Annotated in this window: 11 protein-coding genes; 9 read left to right on the top strand and 2 right to left on the bottom strand. The window is 47.6% G+C overall.

The genetic code is table 11. The features are described 5' to 3' along the window. The first annotated feature begins 211 nt into the window (after positions 1-211). The 6 genes from nikA to NLBNIHML_RS16880 all read left to right on the top strand — a co-directional run bounded on the left by nikA (position 212) and on the right by NLBNIHML_RS16880 (position 7,282). Positions 212-1,762, top strand: a complete 1,551-nt coding sequence (gene nikA / locus NLBNIHML_RS16905) for a nickel ABC transporter substrate-binding protein (RefSeq protein WP_494352389.1) — start codon at positions 212-214, stop codon at positions 1,760-1,762. Beyond that, positions 1,762-2,706 (top strand): nickel ABC transporter permease, encoded by a 945-nt coding sequence (nikB, locus tag NLBNIHML_RS16900; protein ID WP_494352388.1) that lies wholly within the window; start codon positions 1,762-1,764, stop codon positions 2,704-2,706. Before nikA ends, nikB begins: the two co-directional genes overlap by 1 nt. After that, positions 2,706-3,560 carry a nickel transporter permease gene (gene nikC / locus NLBNIHML_RS16895; protein ID WP_494352387.1) on the top strand — a complete coding sequence of 285 codons (855 nt, stop codon included), beginning with the start codon at positions 2,706-2,708 and terminating at the stop codon, positions 3,558-3,560. Before nikB ends, nikC begins: the two co-directional genes overlap by 1 nt. After that, positions 3,557-4,357 carry an ABC transporter ATP-binding protein gene (locus NLBNIHML_RS16890; protein WP_339238817.1) on the top strand — a complete coding sequence of 267 codons (801 nt, stop codon included), beginning with the start codon at positions 3,557-3,559 and terminating at the stop codon, positions 4,355-4,357. The genes nikC and NLBNIHML_RS16890 overlap by 4 nt, the downstream gene beginning before the upstream one ends. After that, a complete protein-coding gene (locus NLBNIHML_RS16885; RefSeq protein WP_494352386.1) occupies positions 4,354-5,367 on the top strand; it encodes an ABC transporter ATP-binding protein in 1,014 nt (337 codons plus the stop codon). The genes NLBNIHML_RS16890 and NLBNIHML_RS16885 overlap by 4 nt, the downstream gene beginning before the upstream one ends. A 409-nt stretch (positions 5,368-5,776) precedes the next feature. Then, entirely contained in the window at positions 5,777-7,282 is a 1,506-nt protein-coding gene (locus tag NLBNIHML_RS16880; RefSeq protein ID WP_339258024.1) for a malate:quinone oxidoreductase, read from the top strand. A 225-nt stretch (positions 7,283-7,507) separates the two neighbouring features. On the opposite strand, the gene NLBNIHML_RS16875 is transcribed toward NLBNIHML_RS16880, so the two are convergent. Next, positions 7,508-10,603, bottom strand: coding sequence for a hybrid sensor histidine kinase/response regulator (locus tag NLBNIHML_RS16875; RefSeq protein ID WP_494352385.1), 3,096 nt, complete (start codon positions 10,601-10,603; stop codon positions 7,508-7,510). Positions 10,604-10,779: 176 nt separating this feature from the next. Here NLBNIHML_RS16875 and NLBNIHML_RS16870 point away from each other — a divergent pair, with 176 nt between their 5' ends. After that, complete coding sequence (locus NLBNIHML_RS16870) at positions 10,780-11,916, top strand: response regulator (protein WP_472475521.1); 1,137 nt, start codon at positions 10,780-10,782, stop codon at positions 11,914-11,916. Positions 11,917-12,202: 286 nt separating this feature from the next. Next, positions 12,203-17,320, top strand: a complete 5,118-nt coding sequence (locus NLBNIHML_RS16865) for a DUF8202 domain-containing protein (protein WP_494352384.1) — start codon at positions 12,203-12,205, stop codon at positions 17,318-17,320. 83 nt (positions 17,321-17,403) lie between these two features. Here NLBNIHML_RS16865 and NLBNIHML_RS16860 read toward each other — a convergent pair whose 3' ends face one another. Beyond that, positions 17,404-18,489, bottom strand: a complete 1,086-nt coding sequence (locus tag NLBNIHML_RS16860) for a hypothetical protein (RefSeq protein WP_494352383.1) — start codon at positions 18,487-18,489, stop codon at positions 17,404-17,406. A gap of 399 nt (positions 18,490-18,888) precedes the next feature. On the opposite strand from NLBNIHML_RS16860, the gene NLBNIHML_RS16855 reads away from it, so the two are divergent. Continuing rightward, a complete protein-coding gene (locus tag NLBNIHML_RS16855) occupies positions 18,889-20,997 on the top strand; it encodes a TerD family protein (RefSeq protein WP_494352382.1) in 2,109 nt (702 codons plus the stop codon). Positions 20,998-21,145 lie beyond the last annotated feature (148 nt).

The raw sequence follows: 21,145 nt of genomic DNA, 5'->3' as shown, positions 1-21,145 counted from the left end.
GTTCATACCACATTGAAGTATAGGCAACCAAAATTTATAGTTGATAGCCCTCATATGTAACAAAAAACATGAAGAATCCGCTCTCATCCGAGAGTCGGATTTTTTCTCGTTTCACCACCAATATAACTCTTGTCAAAACGTAATCATTACGATATGATAATACTCATTGTTCAAATGATAATGATTACGATTAAGAGAGAGGGGCATTACCTTGAATAAAAAGACGCCACTGTTAGCGCTGGTCTCCTTGGCCTTGAGCGCTGGACTGTTGAGCGCCTGCGGATCATCTGAATCCAGTCCCGCTGCGCAACCATCCACGGATAATAAAAATGTTCACTTCCTATATAACTTCTCCACCAGTTCACTAGATCCACATGTGGATTCCAGCTATGTGCCGCTGCGTGCGGGCATTACAGAGACTTTGGTGCGTCTCGATGAGGAGAATCTGACGGTGGCTCCATGGCTCGCTGAGAGCTGGGAGAGCGAAGACGGACAGCACTGGACGATCGACTTGCGAGATGATGTGACCTTCCAGAACGGCAAGCCAATGACGGGTGAATCCGTTAAGGCATCCCTTGAACGTGCACTGGAAGAGAATGTAGCCATCCAGAACGCGCTGAAGATCGATACAATTGAAGCCGAGGGCGATAAGCTGGAGATCACCACAACGCAGCCGTTCCCGGAGTTCGCTTCGGAACTGGTGAACCCCAACACGGCGATCATCGACGTAAGTGAGCCGGACGTTGTGAACAAGCCGATTGGTACGGGCCCGTTCAAGCTGACTTCTTTTACCCCAGGCAGCAAGTTGGAACTGAATCGCTATGATGAATATTGGGACGGAGCATCCCCGCTTGATTCCATCACGTTCTCATTCAATGAAGATGCCAACGCTCGCACACTAGCGCTCAAATCTGGGCAGGTAGATATCGTATACCGTCCAGAGGTCGAGAGTCTCGAATCGCTCAAAGCGATAGACGGCATGACGGTTGAGTCTACATCGACGTTCCGCGTGCATCAGCTAACGATGAACATGCAGCGGGAGAGCATGAAGGACCTCAATGTCCGTCGTGCGCTAGACGCGCTGATTGACCGCCAGGGTATCGTCGACACGATCCTGCTCGGCTACGGCGAAGGAGCCATCGGACCGTTCCTGCCATCGTTGCCGTTCGCGCCAACCTATACGGATACCACAACGGAATCCGGAGCTGATGTCGCTGTAAAATTTCTTGGCGAAGCGGGATATACACTGCAAAACGGCGTGATGACAAAGGACGGTAAACCGTTGCAGCTAACCTTGCTGACGTATTCGTCTCGTGCCGATCTGCCGCTGATCGCCCAAGTGTTCCAGTCGGATGCGAAGAAAATTGGTATCGATGTACAGATTCGCCAGATCGACACGCCGGAAGATTACATGGCGTCCAACCGCGACTGGGATATTGCAACGTACAGTAATTTGACCGCTCCTCGTGGGGATGCTGGTTATTATCTGAATGCTACGTACCATCCCAAGGGTGCTCTTAACTTCAGCGGATCGGAAGACCCGGAACTGACCAAGATTATCGACGAACTGAATCTCACGGTTGCACCGGAGAAGCGCGCAGAGCTTGCCGAGAAGGCAGCCAACTACGTGCATGATAACGTGCTGAATTCCTTCGTGCTGCATCCGGGTACGATCGTTGCCTATAACGGCAAGAAGATTAAGAACTGGGTTACCACTCGCAGTGAGTATTACATGATTACCAATAAGCTGGATGTGATGTAATGTTTCGCATTTTGCTTCGCAAGTTCCTTGAGGTATTAATCTTTCTGTTGTTCATTATGTTTGTGAGTTTCCTGTTCATTCGTCTGGCTCCCGGTGATCCCGTACTGACGATCCTGAATGTGGACGAACTGTCCGTTAGTCAGGAGCAGGTCGAAGCTGTACGCGAGGAAATGGGCTTCAACGATTCGCTTCCTGTCCAGTTTGGCAACTGGTTGCTCGATTTCGTTCGGCTCGACTTCGGCGTATCGTATTCGACTGGCCAGCCCGTCATGCAGACCCTTATGCGTGCACTGCCAGCCACGGCTGAACTGACGATTGGCGCGCTGTTGGTCATGCTCGTCATTGCGATCCCGCTCGGCTCGCTATCAGCGCTTCATCGTGGAAGTTGGATTGACCGCGGCAGCCGCATGCTCTCCATTGTGGGTGCGGCGGTGCCAAGCTTCTGGCTGGGTCTGATCCTGATCGACATGTTCGGCGTACGCTTTGGCAATCTGCCGACCATGGGCCGGGATGGATTCACCTCACTTATTCTGCCATCTCTGACGCTGGGACTTGCCATCTCCAGCGTTTATGTGCGTCTTTTGCGTTCCAGCTTGTTGGATTCTCTTAGCCAGGAGTTCGTTCGATCCGCCCGGGCAAGAGGGTTATCCGAAGGCCGGATCTTCATGCTACACGCGTTTCGGCATAGTCTTCCGCCTGTCATTACGGTATTTGGCGTAAGTCTCGGCAGCCTGATTGGCGGAGTTGTCGTGATTGAAGTGTTGTTCGCTTATCCGGGTATCGGCAAGCTTGTCGTTGATGCCATCCGCCAGCGTGATTATCCTCTGATTCAGGGTTACATCCTGATCATGGCTATCGTGGTATTCCTCGTGAATACGGCGGTTGATCTATCTTATCGTTATTTGAATCCTGAAATGAAACTCAAGGAAAAGGAGGCCCACTGATGAAAACCATACCCCTGCCCATTCCAACTACAAAATCTAAAAAACATAGCTGGCAGGCGATCATCGGTCTGTTATTTGCACTGCTGGTCATCGGGGCCTCCTTATATGCCTTTTTATACTTAAAACATGACCATACGTTAACCGATCTGCGTGGACGATTGCAGGGTTCAAGTGCTCTCCATCCGTTCGGCACCGACCATCTGGGACGTGATGTTATGACACGTCTGTTGCTTGGCGGCGGTCAAACGTTGGGTTATAGCCTGCTGGCACTCGGTGCTGCACTACTGATCGGTATTCCGTTTGGCTTGATCGCGGGTTACAAACGTGGCTGGGTCGATAAGCTGTTCATGCGGATTGCGGATGCTTTTCTTGCTTTTCCCGATACCATTGTTGCTATTGTGCTTAGTGGTCTGCTAGGGGCCGGAATCGGCAATCTGGTGTTGGCGATTGTGATCGTGAAGTGGGTTAGTTATGCACGTCTCGTTCGGAGTACGGTTTTATCGGAGTCCCAAAAGGATTACATTCGCATCGCCCGCACCAATGGACTTTCGGACGGTCGTATCATGAGAAAACATCTGCTTCCACATATCGCAGGGCATGTGCTCGTGCTGGCCAGTCTTGATCTGGGCAAAATCATCCTGCTCATCTCATCACTGTCCTACATCGGCCTTGGTGCACAACCGCCAACACCTGAATGGGGAGCGATGCTGAATGACTCACGGCCTTACTTCCAGTCTCGGCCGGAGCTGATGATCTACCCGGGTCTTGCCATTGTCTCGGTAGTCCTGCTCGCCAACATGCTGGGCGACTATCTGCGAGACCGCTTTGATGTGAAGAAGGAGGTGCAGCCATGATTCTCTCCATTGAGGAACTGAGCATCTCTAGCCGGGATCGGACTATTGTAGATCGAGTCTCTCTGGCTGTTCGCGAAGGTGAATTCATGGCACTCGTTGGACAGAGCGGTAGTGGCAAAAGCTTGCTCTCGCAAGCCATTGGTCGTCTGCTGCCGCCCAACCTGCATGCGTCGGGGCGAGTCATGTTCGAGGGCAGCAACCTGCTCGAACGGAAGCCTAAGGAGATGCGAGCCCTGCGGGGAAGCCGCATCTCATATATTTTTCAAGACTATCAGGGAGCGTTTACGCCATTTCGCAGTATTGGTGGGCACTTTGATGAATACCAGAAGGTACATGGGGAGAAGTCTTCTGCCATCCGCAAGAAGCGGGCGGAGGAAGCATTGGAATCGGTTGGCCTTGGTGCTGAATTGCTGCGCCGCTATCCGTTCCAGTTGAGCGGTGGACAGCTTCAGCGGGCTTCTATTGCCACATCGCTGATGCTCTCCCCTCGTCTGCTGATCGCTGACGAAGCGACAACGGCACTGGACAGTGTATCCGGGCACCGCGTATTGGAACTGCTGGCACGCAAACAAGCGGAGACGGGCTGTGCGATTCTGTTTATCACGCACGACTGGCGCCATGTACGTCGCTATGCCAGCCGCTTGGCTGTTATGAAGGAAGGGCAGATCGTCGAATCGGGCGGCAAGCATCGCATTCTTGACCATCCTCAGCATGAATATACACGCCAGTTAATCGAAGCAGCTCCCGTTCTGAGCCGCTCACTGAAGTCGGGATTGAAGGAGGCGGGAACAGAATGAAGACGACTTCAAATGAAGAACGCCAAGGGTTTGTGCAGTCTAACGAATCCAATGTGCGAGTTCATGACCGTGCTAAAGGCGCAAACCATACAGAGATAGACAATGCAGTTACAGACCATGTGGTCATAGATACTATAGATACAGATCAGGCAGTCATAAATGCTACAGATTCAGATCATGCGGATACAGATACCGTTATAGATAACGCCGTTGCAAAGACTACTTCCTCTCCCAGCATCCTAAATCATCCCGTGCTTCAGGTGGAACATCTCAGCCGAACGTATGCAGGTGCAGACCGACCAGCTGTGCATGATATTTCCTTCACCCTGAACCGTGGCGAGTGTCTTGGCCTAGTTGGTGAGAGCGGCTGTGGCAAGAGTACGCTCGCCCGCTGTCTGCTTCGGATCGAAGAAGCAGATACAGGCTCGATTACACTGGGCGGACAGGATATCGCGCGGCTGAGCGGCCGACGGTTGCGACCTCATCGGCGAAAGATTCAGATTGTATTTCAGAACCCAATGGCTGCACTGAATCCAAAGCTCAAGATATCCGACTCGCTAATCGATCCTTACGAACAGCTTGGACGGGATGCAGAACTGTCCCACTTTACCTACACATCGAAGGGGGCTTACGTGCAAAAGCTGCTTGAAGCGGTCGAGCTTCCTCGCGATGTAGCTGGACGTTATCCGCACGAGCTAAGTGGTGGACAGCGTCAGCGGGTCACGATCGCACGTGCCATTGGCATTGAGCCGGACGTTGTCGTTCTGGATGAACCGACGGCCAGCCTGGACGTGATCTCTCAAGGTGCCGTTTTGCAGTTGCTCACCGACCTGCGGACATCGCTTGGTCTGTCATACGTGTTCATCTCGCATGATTTGGCCGCGGTACATCGGATGAGCCAACATATCATCGTCATGCGGGAAGGCCAGATCGTTGACCGCTTTGGCGCAGATGCGTTGTTCGCTGAAGAACGCCATCCGTATACAAAGGAACTGATTTCGATTTTCTGAGTACTCCCGGAAACGCCGGGGGTGGTAAGGGGTAATCTTTAATATAAAGCCGCCATGCGAAGCGATTCGTAAGCGGCTTTTGGTGCATCCCTTTTCACGAGTTAAGTAAGGCTATACAACATTTGATATGCCAAGTCCCACTAAAACCGGGCTCCTTCCTTTGTTTTGAACAAATATATCTTTCAGGCCTATAACCGGGCTAACGTTCCGATGTAAACTAGCGTATACTGATGGAATAGCAAATATCTTGAAATTGCATATTTAAATTGCTCTATATTATTGATACACTAGATCAAGGTTATAATCATTCAGAGAAGGTGCGACCCCGTTCAAGAATGGGCTTGCTGCAAATGCCAAATCGATAACGCTTACATCCTTTTGGCAAATATAGGATATAAGGACGGTAGACATGAGCCAGGGACAAACGAGTACAGATGTTATCTTGATTGGTGCCGGAATTATGAGTGCAACTTTGGGAACTTTGCTAAAAGAATTGGCACCAGACTGGAATATTAAGGTTTTCGAAAAGCTAGCCACTGCAGGAGAGGAAAGCTCCAACGAATGGAATAATGCCGGAACCGGGCATGCTGCATTGTGCGAACTTAACTATACCGTTGAACGACCAGACGGAACCGTAGATATTAGCAAAGCGATTAAAGTGAATGAACAATTTCAGATCTCAAAGCAATTTTGGTCCTATCTCGTCAATAGCCGTCTGATTCGTAATCCGCGGGACTTCATTATGCCGATTCCTCATTTGAGTTATGTACACGGAGAGAGCAACGTCCAGTTTCTAAAAAGACGTTATGACTCCTTATCGAATCACCCGCTGTTCGCAGGCATGGAATTCTCGGATGACAAGAAAGAGCTGGCGAAATGGATGCCGCTGATGATGAAAGATCGTACAAGTAATGAACCTGTTGCGGCGACCAAAATTGACTCCGGTACGGACGTTAACTTTGGTGCTTTAACGCGTATGTTAATCGGACACCTGAAGGAACAAAACGTGGCGATCCACTACCAACATAGCGTGAAGAATATGAAACGTACCAACGATGGACAATGGGAATTAACTGTGAAAAATCTGAAGAGCGGTGCAGTCGAACGCCATAAGGCAAAATTCGTTTTTATTGGCGCAGGCGGCGGAAGTCTGCATCTGCTCCAGAAGACGGGCATTCCGGAAGGTAAGCATATCGGCGGATTCCCGGTCAGTGGTATCTTTATGGTGTGCAAAAATCCAAAAGTCGTGGAACAGCATCACGCCAAGGTATATGGCAAGGCTTCGGTAGGGGCTCCGCCGATGTCCGTTCCGCATCTGGATACCCGATTTATCGACAATAAGAAGTCGCTGTTATTCGGACCGTTTGCCGGGTTCTCGCCGAAGTTCCTGAAGACGGGTTCCAATGCCGATTTAATCACGTCGGTTAAGATGCACAATCTGCTTACGATGCTCGCAGCAGGTGTCAAAGAAATCTCTTTGACCAAATATCTCATTCAACAACTGATGTTATCGAAAGAACAACGCATGGCAGAATTGCGTGACTTTGTTCCGGGTGCGAAGAGTGAGGATTGGGATATGGTTCTGGCAGGGCAGCGTGTGCAGGTCATCAAGGATACCGTTCAAGGTGGCAAGGGTACGCTCCAATTCGGTACAGAAGTAGTTACATCTGCAGATGGAACAATCGCGGCTTTGCTGGGTGCATCACCGGGTGCATCCACTGCGGTTCAGGTCATGCTTGAGATTCTTCAGCGTTGCTTCCCGCAGCATATGGAGGCATGGGAGCCGAAGATAAAGGAAATGATTCCATCCTATGGCATCTCCCTTGTGGAGAATCTGGATCTTCTCAAAGAGGTTCATTCTTCAACTGCCAAGGCACTGGGATTATCGGATGAAAAACAAGCCCTGCATGTATAACATCTAGCTTATCGAGTTAGATAATAATCAAGCGAAAGAAGAGCTAAACCGGGATGAAGCCCGTGCTTAGCTCTTTTTTCGTTTTATTTGATATGACTGAATTTGGAGTTGAACCAGAACATGAATATGTCCTTCACTATCGCGTTCACCTTAGACATTACATGAAGCATACGGATACGGACTGTGCAGAATGCCTGTTGTAGCGTTACAGAACTATCTTATCATTCAGACTCCTGTGCTGCGGTCCAAAGGGATGACAAAGGATACTTTCGTACCTTGGCCTGGTGAGCTGACGATGCTTAAGCCCTGTCCGTACATCTGAGTCAACCGGCGATGTGTATTGGTTAATCCGATCCCTCCAGTTCCCCCAGATCCTCTCTTAGGCCACGCAAGTGCCCGTTCAATCTGCTCGGGCTGCATCCCCACACCATCATCCTCAATCTCAATGAGGGTGGACGCTGTTTGGTTGATAATCCGGATATGCACGGTCCCACCCTCAACTTTGCTTAGAACGCCATGTCGTACTGCATTTTCAATGAGCGGTTGAATGGTGAGTGGCGGCAGCGAAAGATCAAGATCATCTGGAATATCCCAGATGACATTCAGCCGATCCATGAAACGTTCTTTCTCAATGTAGAGATAGGCACGGGAGAGATCCAACTCGTGCGTGACCTCAACCATTTTCTCCGAATTGACAAAATGAAAGCTGGTCTGAAGATATTCGATAAACGTATCACCCAGTTTCTGCATTCGCTCCGTGTCTATCTCACTAAGCACCATGATGGAATTGAGCGTATTAAAAAGAAAATGGGGCTGAATCTGTGCCTGTAAGTAGGCAGCTTCCATACGCAGTCGCTCATCGATAGATTGTTTCAGCACGATTAGTGATCCGATGCGATGCCTTAACTCAACGGCATCCACGGGTTTGGTAACATAGTCCGTTGCACCAGCCATGAATCCGGCGTAAACATCCGCTGGTTCGTTACGAGCCGTCAACAACAGGATGGGTAGCTCTGATACCGAATAACGTTTGCGTACGTTCTCTGTCAGTTCATAACCGGACATATGAGGCATCATGACATCGGCAATCAGTAAGTCCCACGGCTCCTGATCCAGCAATTGAAGTGCTTCAAGCGCCGAGGCCGCAGGTTGAATATGATAGGGTTCATTCGCCAGCATGGAGATTAGCACTCGCAGGTTTACAGGATCATCATCAACGGCAAGAATGCGGGCGACAGTCTTGTCATGAGAATGGGACAAGTTCTGCTGCTGCGGCTCTGCAATCGCGATTTCGTCAAAGCTGTGAGCCTCCCATCGCTGTTCAGTCTGATCCGTTTGCGATGTGGTATCTTCCCGTGGAAGCGAGATTTGGAAGCTCGAACCTTGTCCAGGTACAGATTGCACGGTGAGCTGGCCCCCATGGAGTTCGATGAGCTGTCTGCTGATATTAAGACCGAGGCCGATTCCTCCACTTAAGCGAGCCTCCGGGGTTCCCTGTTCATAGGCCTCGAATATTCGCTGTTGTATCTCCTCACTTATGCCCACACCTGTATCCAGGACTTGAATTACAATGCTATCTCCATGTTCCCGGACAGATACGGTAATCGTACCTTGATCGGTGAATTTGAGTGCATTATGCAACAAATTGTAGAGCACCTGAACAAGTCTTCTCTCATCGGCCTGAATAAGTGGCAGTGTATCTGGAATGTCCACCTCCATATGGACAGGCTTGCCCTCTGCCATGAATCGGAACATGCCGATTACGCCTGGAATGACAGATGCAAGAGACAAAGGTTTCTTCTGAAGCGTAATCCGCTTCTCCTTCAGGCGAATCACGTCAAGGAGATCATCAACCAGTTGGGACATGCGTCGGCCAATGGTAACCAACAGCTTCATGTCTTCTGCTTGCTGTCCGCCTGATTTACGCCGTTCACGGACCGCGATGCTTTCCGCAATATTGATGATGCCATGCAGCGGTGTACGCAGTTCATGAGCTGTATTCACAAGGAACTGATCTTTCTGTCGATCCTCCTCTTTGAGCTGTTCGTACAACTTCTCGATTTCGCTTGAATTACGGAAGTACTTTCGGAACCAATAGGCAGAGAAGCCGAATATGGCTGCAATCACATCAATGGGGTAATACACGTTGGTAATTTCATTACGCGAATTCACGATTCCCCACAATACGCTGGATAAGCTGCTGGTTGCCGCGAAGAGCAGAAAGCTTGCGTCACTTCGCTTCTCCGCTGCCATGCGGAAGAACAGGTACACAGACCAGCCAATGGCAAACAGGTACAGGAAATCAGATAGTCCAATTTTAAGGACATGGTAGATCAAGGTCACCGGTGCAATTAGCAAAAATACACAGTACACACCAAGCACGCTGGCGTAGATACGAAATAGTTTACGGCCTTGTAGACTATGGGAGAAACTTCGAGCCATCTGTAAAAGAAAGAATGCGAACAATGGATAGGAGAACGCTTTGGCCTTAACGATCCATGTGAAGTTGAGTGGAATCCAACTCAGTAACAGATTGTCATGGTCAGAGGTGACCGTTAGGGCAGCAACCAGTGTTAGCATCGAGAACGTCAGCAGAGCTCGTTCCTTGCGGATAAACAGAAACATAATAAAAGCGTATAAGCTATGCAAGATCAGTATGGCGAATGTAATCTTTTGCAGATCGATAGATAATCCCCGTTCACTTCCAATGGCTTCTGGAGAGCCAAAATAGAGAGAGCGCGTGATCCCTCCGCTATATGGGTCATCAAAGTTAGCTGTCTGCACCAGGAGATTGATTTCGGAAGAACCGTCAAGCGCATAGGAAGTCGCAAATGCAGTCCTTTCTGGTCGGTAGGCTTCGGCATGGGTGGCGGGTTGACCAAATTCGGCAACAACGGTCCCGTTCATCTCGATAATGGATGAAGTCTGGATTTTCTGAGCCCAGAGAGAGACTTCCTTCACGGATGGATCTACAAGTATGCGAAGACGGTATGTTCCATATCCAAATGATGATGAGGATTGGGGTAACACATTCCGCCAGTCACCGGGAACTTGTATGGGTGCGGATGAGTAGTCTGCTACTTTAATATCACGATTAGAGATTAACGCATGGGGGTAAAATTCCCATTCTCCATCGAGGGATATGGGTGAAGCGTTGGCGATGTCCCAGCCTCGGAGGTCCAATACGCCTTTGGTGGGTTCAGGATGTTCGGGTATAGCGAAAGACTCGGACCATATCCAGCGAAAGCCAAGCAAAATAGTGAGAAATAGAATCGACAGCAATACATATCGGGGTATCTTTTTATAGGTTATAAGTTTCATGGCAGACTTTAGTTTTCGACAGTTTACTTCAAAATCCTGCATGCCCTTTGGTATTGAAGAACATTTTTTTGAATACAGAACATAGATTCTATATTCAAATGATAGCGGTACCACATCAGGATTTATGGTAAAATTATAGATTAAAGGATGATCAGTGAGCCAGAGGAGTTGTGCATATGAGAGTGATTTTGGTAGATGATGAATATCTCGCTCTGAGCAGGTTGAACAAACTGTTGAAAGAGAGAGAGGATTGCGAAGTGATCGGCTCTTTTCTGACGGCACAAGAAGCTATCGATCAGATCGGAATTCATCTGCCGGAAATCGTCTTCATGGACGTACAGATGCCGGGGATGAACGGGATTGAGGCGACCGAACGGATTCATGAGGTTTCTCCTGGAACAGAGGTTATTTTTACAACAGCTTATAACGAACATGCATTGACGGCCTACGGGCTTGAAGTGCTGGACTATATCATGAAGCCTGTAACGCGTGACCGTTTGGAAAAAACGATGAAGATGTATCAACGCCGAATGGTGCCTGCAACTCTGAATACAGCAGAAGGGCCATCCATGGTCATCCGCTGTCTGGGAATGCTTCAGGTCCAACTGCACCCGAACGAGCCGCCCAAACTTATGAAGTTCAGAACAACCAAGATCAGAGAGTTATTTGCCTATTTACTCCACCATCGAAACAAACCGATTAAACGGGATACGCTACTTGAGCTATTGTGGCCCGAGTTGGATGAGCGGAGAGGCATATCCAATCTGCATAGTGGCATCCATCGCTTACGCAGCATGATGAACGAATTCATGGGAGAAGACAAAATTTTTATTCGCTATCAGCAGTTTGGTTATCTTCTGGAGACGGGAGAATTCAGAATTGACGCGGAAGAATGGGAGAATCGGCTGCACCTATTGCCTTTATTATCTTCTTCCACAGTAGTCGAACATCGGCAGACCTCAGATCAGTATGAAGGCAAATATTATGGCGAGGACGATTACGTATGGGCCGAGCTGGAGCGTCAGCGGCTGCATGCACTTTGGCGTAACCACGCCATGCAGCTTGCACAATACTATATTGAGCTTGGACAGCACACGGAAGCACTCACGTTATATCATCGGGTACAGCAATTCGAGCCATCATTGGAACAAGTTGGACTGGCGTTAATGAAGACTTATGATCAATTAGGTAATAAAGATCCCGTGATCGCACAATACAATCAGTTGGTTACTGCATTAGAACAAGAGGCGGGCCTCCGTCCTGGGTTGGAAGTGGAGTTGTGGTACCAGCAATGGAAACAATCAAATATGTAATTGAATATCAACAGCCTTGCAGCTTCATGTGCAGGGCTGTTTTTTGGTTGTGTTTGTTAGAGAAAGGTTTGGTAAGAGTTTGGTAAGAGGCTTTGTGTAAAATAAGTGCGATGTGGTGAGATTCCACAACGGAGCACAGATCATTTAGGAGCGATGAACATTTTCGAATAAGGGAGGCATGTTCATTAAGCAAAAAAAGGGGACATTTCAGCAGGACGAGTTCGATTTTTAAGTGCAATTGATTCGAATTATAAAATGATAGTGAACAAAAGGAGGAAGTACAGCGTTGAGAATAATTAAAGTAATGCTAATGTCGATATTGTCACTTGTAATTGTGACCACATCTGCGTTCACACCAATGCCTATTGCCATGGCGGCGGACAGTATATTCTATGTATCATCAATCGGCAATGACGAAAACGAGGGAACAGAGGAAGCCCCCTTTTTAACAATGAATAGAGCTCTAACTGAAATTACAGGTTCAGGGGAGATTGTTTTATTAAGCAATCTTTCACTGAATGACGTGTGGACTGTTGCTGCTTCAGGAAAAACAGTTACGATCACATCTGAGGAAGGTAACAGATACTCTATTCTTCGAGGTGAGGAATTTAAGAACAGAGATCTGATTCGGGTCCCGAATGGAAACATTACATTTGAGAATGTGGATATAGACGGTAATCATGTTGCCACCAACCAAGCGATCTATGGGATGCAAGTAACGGGCGGTAAGGTGATGCTTAAAAATGTTGAGGTCCGGAATCACTATGTCACAACTGGAGGCTCAAGTACGGCAAGCGTTATTGCAGCACTTGGAGGAACGGTAGTCATTCAGGATGGCACACGGATCCACCACAACCGGATCACGGGAAAGCTGGCAAATAACCCTCCTTCTCTCCTTGGTGCAGGTAGTGGGGGAGTTGTAGAGATTCAAGACGGAATCATTACTGAAAATGAAATTTCTGCAGATGGTAATGGTGTCATAGTTGGGATTGGGTTATCTGGCAAGCCCAGGTTTATTATGACAGGTGGGCAGATTACGGGTAATATTCTGTCCGGTAATGGAATAGATGCTGATGGACAAACGATTGGGAATGTTGCTGTGTATATGCGGGGAAGTGCCGCCGATGCCCGTTTCGATTTCGGAGGAACAGCCTATGTATATGATAACTTGAATACCAAGGGTGAACAGCGTAACGTTTACTTGAAAAACACGTCGGCCACCGGCAGTGCATATCTGACATTGGTTAACCCTTTGCAGACCGGTGCGAAGGTTGGTGTATACGCTAATATTATGCCTGATGATGTAACGAATCCAGTCGTTGATATTGCGATTGGTGGGGGAGGTTACCTTGCACAAACAGCGGATCAATCCTATTTCGTATCTGATATCAATACGACGGCAGCAGTTGCATATGATAATCAAGCGAATAAGGTTATTCTGACGTACCGATTGCCAGTCAATCTGGCACTGGATACTCCTTTGGATCTTTCTACGGTGAGTGCCAAACCTACCTTGAAAGGTTCCGTTACATCTGGGGCCGTGGTAACCATTACAATGGTAAACAAATCCGACCCAGCTAAGAACGTTGTTGGTGAAGCTACTGTGAACCCGGACGGAACATGGGAATTCACACCTTCTTCTGTATTGTCGCCTGGAGAATATACATTGAAGGTTACAGCAACGAATAATGGAATCTCTGCTGAACCTGTACGCAGGGATATTACTGTAGTAGACAAGTCAGTTCTACAAGGCAAATATGACGAAATTACAGGTGAGAACCTGGAAGAATCAAAATATACATCAGACAGTTGGACTGCACTTCATGATGCGCTGATCACAGCAGAACAGGTGCTAAGTGAACCGAATGTAACACAAGAGCAAATCAACAACGCGCTTCAGGAAATAACAAATGCACGGACAGGGCTTACCCTGGTGAATGGTGGAAGTACAGCGGGTCCAGGTGGAGTGGGTTCTCCTTCACTATGGCTTCGATCTGATCTGGGCATGGAAGTTACCAGCGGCCAGAAGGTGAGTACTTGGGAAGATCAAGGCAGTAAAGCAAATAACGCAACACAAGATGAGGTCGATAACCAACCGACTTATTGGGATGACAAGAATCATAATATTAATTTTAATCCGGTATTGGAATATGACGGAACGAAAACTTTTATGAATCTGGATGTAAGTAAGCTTCCCCAAGGGAAGACTGCCAGATCAATTATTACGGTTAGCAAAACCAGTAAAACTGGAGGCATCAAGTATATCATTTCCTGGGGAGCCCAAACGAGTGGTTATACTGGTATAGGGATGCTCCAAAATGGTACAAGAGGCGGCTTGACCACATTTAACAGTACCATGAGTCAGACATTATACACTCCTGAGGGGTTCCTAGGAACGACGTTCCCGAACGAGCAATTTGTTACTTGGACAGGTGGAAATACTGAATCTAACATAGCTAGATTGTACAGTAAAATGAAGCAGGTACAGGAACTAGGTGGTTACGGACAGGATGTTCCTAAGTTATGGGATACGGGTAACTCTGGCGGAGCAGTAATCGGTAAGCTTGTTCCAGCAACTGCGAGTGTTGAACATTGGCAGGGAACGATTGAAGAAATTATCGTATACGATCATGCGCTGACGGACGAGGAACGCCAGAAAGTGAGCACATATCTAGCGATCAAATACGGCTATACGCTGGATCAGACGACAGCCAATTCATATGTCGATTCAAACATAGCTACGATCTGGGATTCAAATGTGAATGCAGCCTATACCCATCGCGTTACAAGCATCGGTCGAGATGACCAGAGCAACTTGCTGCAGAAACAAGCCAAGGCGCAGGAATTGGGGTCCATGTTAACGATGGCATTGGGCAACAGTATCGAGGATACCAATTCTGCGAATCAAAATAGTTTTTCAAACGACTCTTCTTTCTTTACGTTTGGTGATAATGGAGCAAGTACTGAATTCAAAACACCGATGACGAAGGATCAAGTAAAACTGCTTGGAATGGAGCGGATCTACAAAGTACAGAAAGCAAACTGGACTGAATCACAGATTACTCTTCAGTTAGACGATACCGAAGGTATTTCAGCGTTGCCTCAGTATCTTGTGATCAGCGATGATGCTCAATTTGGTAATCCAAACTCGTTACATTTAATTCAGAACGGCCAAGTAACGCTTAATACCTCGAATTTTGGGCCGGATTCGTACTTTACCATTGCAACTGCTGTGACTTCTCTGACAGCACCAGACGTCACACTGACCGATGATGAATTGAAATGGGAGACCGTTGAGCATGCAGATAAATATGAAGTAACGATCGAAATGGAAAATGGTACGAAGCGTACAGAGGAGGTGCCTGGAACGGTACTGAACCTGTCGCAATTGGAACCACCGCTGAAAGCTGGCGCCTACACGGTGACAGTCACAGCGAAGACGAACAATCCAGCATATGCAGACTCAGAAGCATCAAATGGGAAAAGTTATGTTGTTATTATTGACAAGGCGAAGTTGAAAGCCAAAATCGATGAGATTAACGGTAAGATCGAAACAGGCGAACTGGACACAGAGGAGTACACGCCAGAAACATGGCAAACGCTGCAAACGGCGTTAGAAGTTGCTCAATCCGTGTTCGATGACGAGAATGCAACATCGGAACAAGTGGAAGAAGCGTATCAGGATTTGGTAGATGCCCAGGAGGGTCTGACCAAAGTGATTGGTAATGACACATCAACGCTGCAAACGTTGATCCCATCCACAGGAAGCTTGTCTCCTGCCTTTGATCCGGCTAAAGACACGTACACCATCTCTGTGCCGAATAGCGTATATCAATTCCAGTTAACGCCAACGGCACTTGATCCACTTGCGAAGATTGAAATAGCGGTTGGAGATGGAGAATGGAACGAGGTTACAAGTGGTAGTGCCAGTGAGAATTTACCGCTTCAAGTTGGCGGAAATACCATTGTTGTTAAAGTCACAGATTCACTTGGCCATGTTACGGAGTACAAAATCAACGTAAACAGAGCATCCAGTGACAATGGTAACAATGGTGGAGGCAATAATGGCGGTGGTGGTAATACGGGCGGCAACAGTGGAAGTACGCCAGCACCTACACCTGCGCCAGTACCAACGCCAACTCCGGCACCCGTGAAGGATAATCTGGAAACAACCCGGGATGGCAGTCATCAACCATTTGCTACATCCAAACCATCTGACAACAAAGAAACATTGGTTCAAGTTGATCCAGCCAAGCTGAAAGATGCCATGTCACAAGGCACAGGTCAGCAATTCGCCATTCATTCGCCGAATGATGGGGATATGAAGGTGGACGGATTAACCCTTGAAACACTGAAACAATTAGTAGATCAAGGTTCCAAACTAAACATTAGTAATCCGCTGGCAATCTATCCGGTACCTGGCGGTAAAATGGACTTGAATGGTGTATCTGGACAGCTTGGTAATGCAGCATTGAATGATATTGATGTCCATATCGATATCACACGTTCATCGGATACGTTGATTGACAGCGCCGAAACGAGAGCCGCATCCCAAGGATACGAGCTACTTGTCACACCGGTTGATCTGGATCTCACCTTCTCAAAAGATGGACAAACGGTTCGTTCCGGGCAACTGAACGGCTATGCGCCGAAGTATATTGCACTGCCGGAAGGGATCGATCCGAACCGGATTACAACAGGCGTGATCATCAACCCGGACGGTAGCATCTTCCATGTACCAACGGTTGTTACTAAAGTCGATAGCCGTTACTACGCGCTTATTAATGACTTGCGCAGCAGCGGAAGTTACTCGGTCATCTGGAATCCGCAGGATTTTGAAGATGCCAGATCCCATTGGGGCAAAATTGATGTGAACAACATCGCTGCGAGATTAGATCTGAAAGGTAACGGAGATAACACGTTCTCCCCGAACCGTCAGGTTACTCGTTCTGAGTTTGCCGAGATTGTAGTACTTGGACTGGGCTTAATGCGTCAGGATGCACCACAGAATCTATTCCCTGACGTTAACAATTCGGCATGGTTCCGCAATGCGGTAGCCCTTGCGAATGAATTCGGTATCGTTCGCGGTTACGATAATGGAAACTTCTACGGTAATCAGGAAATCACACGTGAGCAGGGATTTGCCATGGTGGCTCGTGCTTATCGTCTGATTGAACCGGATGCGGCAATCAGCCCGAATCAGATGAACTCTGAACTGGAACGTTACAGTGATGCAGCGGATGTATCGAATTGGGCGAAAGAAGATGTAGCCCAGTTGATTGCAGCGGGAATCATCCAAGGGAACGGACCGGAAGTTCTGAGTCCGAAGACCACAATGACCCGTGCTGAGGTCACTGCATTGATTGCAAGAATGTTGAAAGTAACCAACTTGATTGATCAATAAACAATTTAAAATGAAAAGCCTTTGCTGACATTGGGGGTCGGCAAAGGCTTTTTTAGGCATTTTTTTGTAGGGCCAGATCGTTGCTACAAAATCATCTTTCGTGCCTCTTCATTAAAGAACATAGAGACGTCTGGATAAGCGTCAAGATTGACCTGCTGTAGTCTCATGATCTTTTCAAGGAAGATGGAGTCGTTGAACAGTTTACTAACAATTATTTCGCACCAAGCCGGGGTATGCCTGAAAGCATCTACCAGCAATTGAACCTCATCAAATCGGAAAAACAGGATATATGAAGCATAGTTCTGAAGCAGTGTCTTGAAACAGTGGTTAGCGTATGTACTGGAGTGACCTTCAGCTTGAATAAGGAAATCCCGCATGATCTGGAATAATGCCTCCGGTTCCTCTGTATACAACTGTAACATCTGACTCACGTTGTTGATTAACATGATGATTGGTTCCAAACCTTCCTCTGAAGGCATGTTTAACTTGGGAGATCGGCCTTCAATGGTATATAGCAGTTCCAGCGTCAGGCGTTTGCAGGCTTGGATCTCTTCAGCAGTGATTACGATTTGTTCCCTGTATTCATTTCGAAGTAAGGTGTAGTGATCATGGTATGCCGAAAAATAATCCTCCAATGAAATGTCGGTCTTCGTATGTACAAGGTGTTGTTCGCTGAATGAGCAGGCATATAATGTATCTTCATTAACCGGGTGTGCATAGAGGTAAAAAAAGAAGAAAAAGTCACGTAACAGATGCTTTTGTTCCTCGCTGAATTGGGGAATTTCGCTTAGCTGAGACAATTGGAAGAAGCTATAGCTTTTCATAAATTCATTCATGGCACTGTAGGTGTTATACGTGTTGATCGACAGCGTGGTGTTGATGGTAAATAACAGATAATACATAATCATTTCGTCATAAACATCGAGCTGTTCAAATGGTTCTGAGAGAGTCGGCTTCCAGTCTGGCCTTGATCCATAATAGGGATCTTTCGGACGCAGTCTCGACATCCAGTTTGTAAATGTCTCATCTGGGTGGGATACCATAAACAGTTCGGCACTATTATCCTCATACAAACCATACTCCATATAATCTGTGCACGAAGGCTCAGGCTTAACTCCACAATTGAATTTGAGCCGTATATAATCAGAATATAATTTTTGAAGTTCCATCGTCCTAACCTCGTTTCTGCATCATTCTCTAGGGTTCTTCTTTGTTATATTCGACACAATTTTGAGCACTCCCCCTGGATTTGGGAAAGATCATAAACCACATATATCTTTTGGTGGATATAAAAAAGAATTTCAATGGTGTGTCGTAATACTTTCACCCTGTTGGCATATCGTGGAATCTGAGATGATGGGTTCACCAGAGATTCGGGTGACGAACTTCGAATCGCTGGCCTTCAGGCTATTGCGATCCTTCCTTCTACAATCATTGGAGATCATAGGGTCGCAGCTCTCCTGAAGATTTCATTATCAGAGAGGAGGCGTCCAGGCTATCACATTCCTTCCTTCTAACCCTAACCTTTCATGTTATATAGGGATGTGGCTTTCCTGGACTCTTTTATCATGAACAATACGATCTATTTGCGCAGAGCGAACAAACTCATCATTGAACTCAACGAAGGGAAGCAACAGTTGCCGAAGACACACCTGGCGACTGCCCTCAAGAATATTGAAACGCTCGGATACACCTTCTCGGATGAGTTAATGCAGGCGATGCGGCAGCTGTCCAAGGAACAATTTGAAACCGTATATATTCAACTTGTGGCTGATCTGAGAGTCATGGTCGGCGCACATGTGAAGTACACACCGATGTATGCAGGATTCCCGATGCAGGTGATGCAAGCGGATGAAGCGGAGTTATATCTCAATGCGATTATTCATTATCTGACCAATCTGACTGTGGTCTACCCGGATCAACCATCTGTGGAGAGAATGCCTTTGCTGGAGAAGACGGACTTGAAAGTCATTGGTTTGGGAAACAAACAAGCCTTCCAGACACTCATTCGTCAGATCATTGAAGCGAAAGGTTCCATCTCGGAAACAGACAAGAAAGATATCGATACCGTGTTGGAGCATGCAGATCCAAGTGAAGTGGATGCGATTCTGCCCGCCGAGATTCCGTTCAAAGAAAATGTAGGCTTCGTGGTCTCCTCGCTGTTGAAGCATGAAAAGGCGAACATCGACCGAATCGGCATGTATTTCAAAACGGCAAGTGATGTCCTGCGTCTGGCTGTTGCCTGGTCGAATGGTGATGTCAGTCTCGCTGCGGCTTCTCCCTTCCGAAAATTCAAACGCCGTGAGAGACGCCTTTTGCTCGGATTATTGGAGCAATGTGGCTCCATCACGGAGGATATGCTGCGTTATAAGGATCGCTGGATTCGCCTTGGCGAAATTCTGCATCCTTCGGAATATAAGCTTCGGTATCCACGATGCGATGAAGCCTTTGATATTTTGCGTAATAATAAGCCTTATTCGACCTTCAACGGAAGTGTGGAGCTTGCCTTCCAATATCGGAATGTATGGAGTCTAATCGATCTGTTGTCGCAGCGTCCAGGTGAATTTGCGAGAAAACTGGATCACATGCTGCGGATAACTGAAGATGAAGCGTATGTACTGTTGGCCTTTGGTGAAGTGGCTGCACAGGTATCCACACCCGTGTTATTGCAGGTGAGACAGCATTTCGCACAGCGGAATGAAGCCTCGGATTTGCGGGTCTTTTTTCCGAAAGGCAATGTAGCAAAGGCTTTTGGTATCCCGAATGAGCTGCCGGAGCTTGACGAGGCGGTCTGTCAGGAAGTCGTGGAATTGTGCGAGCAGGCCTTGATTACACGGTTCTCTGACTTCCCATCACTCGGAAAAACGTATATAGATGAACGTCTCCAGCATTATCTGGTTCCTTTTTCACAACGATCCGCGAGCAAAGCTCTGCGAACCATTGTGCGTGGAAGCCGCATCCCGATGGGTGAAGGTGACACGATACGTTTCTTCAGCTGGTGGAAAGAGGGCGAAGTGGACGGCACACCTACGGGGCGTGTAGATATTGACTTGTCGGCGGTCATGTATGACGAGAAATGGAATTACGTTGAACATATCTCCTATACCAATCTGCGATCAGTCAAATACAAAGCGGCTCATAGTGGGGATATTGTGACTGCACCTTATGGTGCAAGTGAATTTATTGATCTGCATATCCCCTCCATCGTGAATTATGGCGGACGTTATGTGGTGACAACACTACATTCCTTCACCAGCCATCCGTACTGTAACTTGCCGGAATGTTTTGCAGGCTGGATGATGCGCAAGAAGCCCGGTTCAGGCGAAATCTATGAACCAGCTACCGTCCAGAACAAAATTGATATCACTGCCGACACCCAGATTGCCATTCCTGTTATTCTCGATCTAGTTGAGCGAACAATCATCTGGACGGATCTGGCGCTGACCAGATATCCCGATTACTACAATAACGTCGAGGGGAATCAGAAAGGTATCGTGCTGATGGGTAAGGCGATGACCACATTACGCAAACCCGACCTGTATGACTTGTTCATGCTGCACGCCAAAGCGAGAGGGGAACTGGTGGACACGAAGGATCAGGCCGATACCATCTATGCGGTCGATGAGGGCGTGACGCCGTATGATATTGAGCAGATTATGGCGGAGTATCTTGCCTGACCTGTTTGACTTGAAACCGCGATATGTGTGTATCAACATTAAAAAAGAGTAGCTTATGCTGCTCTTTTTTTCTGGTATGTGTGCACAGAGCCTACAGAAAGGTGCAGGTAATGTCGGATGCAAAGAGAAAGACTTTGTTAAGCTTGAA

It is taken from the genome of Paenibacillus sp. JNU01 (assembly GCF_059130585.1).
The sequence above is the reverse complement of the archived record's forward strand: the minus strand, read 5'-3'. Positions and strand labels throughout refer to the sequence as shown.

What these genes read in the sequence shown, in the direction of transcription:
- nikC (WP_494352387.1), top strand. Translation starts at nt 2,706, where the DNA reads ATGAAAACCATACCCCTGCCCATTCCAACTACAAAATCTAAAAAACAT.
- nikB (WP_494352388.1), top strand. Translation starts at nt 1,762, where the DNA reads ATGTTTCGCATTTTGCTTCGCAAGTTCCTTGAGGTATTAATCTTTCTG.
- NLBNIHML_RS16885 (WP_494352386.1), top strand. Translation starts at nt 4,354, where the DNA reads ATGAAGACGACTTCAAATGAAGAACGCCAAGGGTTTGTGCAGTCTAAC.
- NLBNIHML_RS16855 (WP_494352382.1), top strand. Translation starts at nt 18,889, where the DNA reads ATGAACAATACGATCTATTTGCGCAGAGCGAACAAACTCATCATTGAA.
- NLBNIHML_RS16870 (WP_472475521.1), top strand. Translation starts at nt 10,780, where the DNA reads ATGAGAGTGATTTTGGTAGATGATGAATATCTCGCTCTGAGCAGGTTG.
- NLBNIHML_RS16880 (WP_339258024.1), top strand. Translation starts at nt 5,777, where the DNA reads ATGAGCCAGGGACAAACGAGTACAGATGTTATCTTGATTGGTGCCGGA.
- NLBNIHML_RS16860 (WP_494352383.1), bottom strand. Translation starts at nt 18,489, where the DNA reads ATGGAACTTCAAAAATTATATTCTGATTATATACGGCTCAAATTCAAT.
- NLBNIHML_RS16890 (WP_339238817.1), top strand. Translation starts at nt 3,557, where the DNA reads ATGATTCTCTCCATTGAGGAACTGAGCATCTCTAGCCGGGATCGGACT.
- NLBNIHML_RS16875 (WP_494352385.1), bottom strand. Translation starts at nt 10,603, where the DNA reads ATGAAACTTATAACCTATAAAAAGATACCCCGATATGTATTGCTGTCG.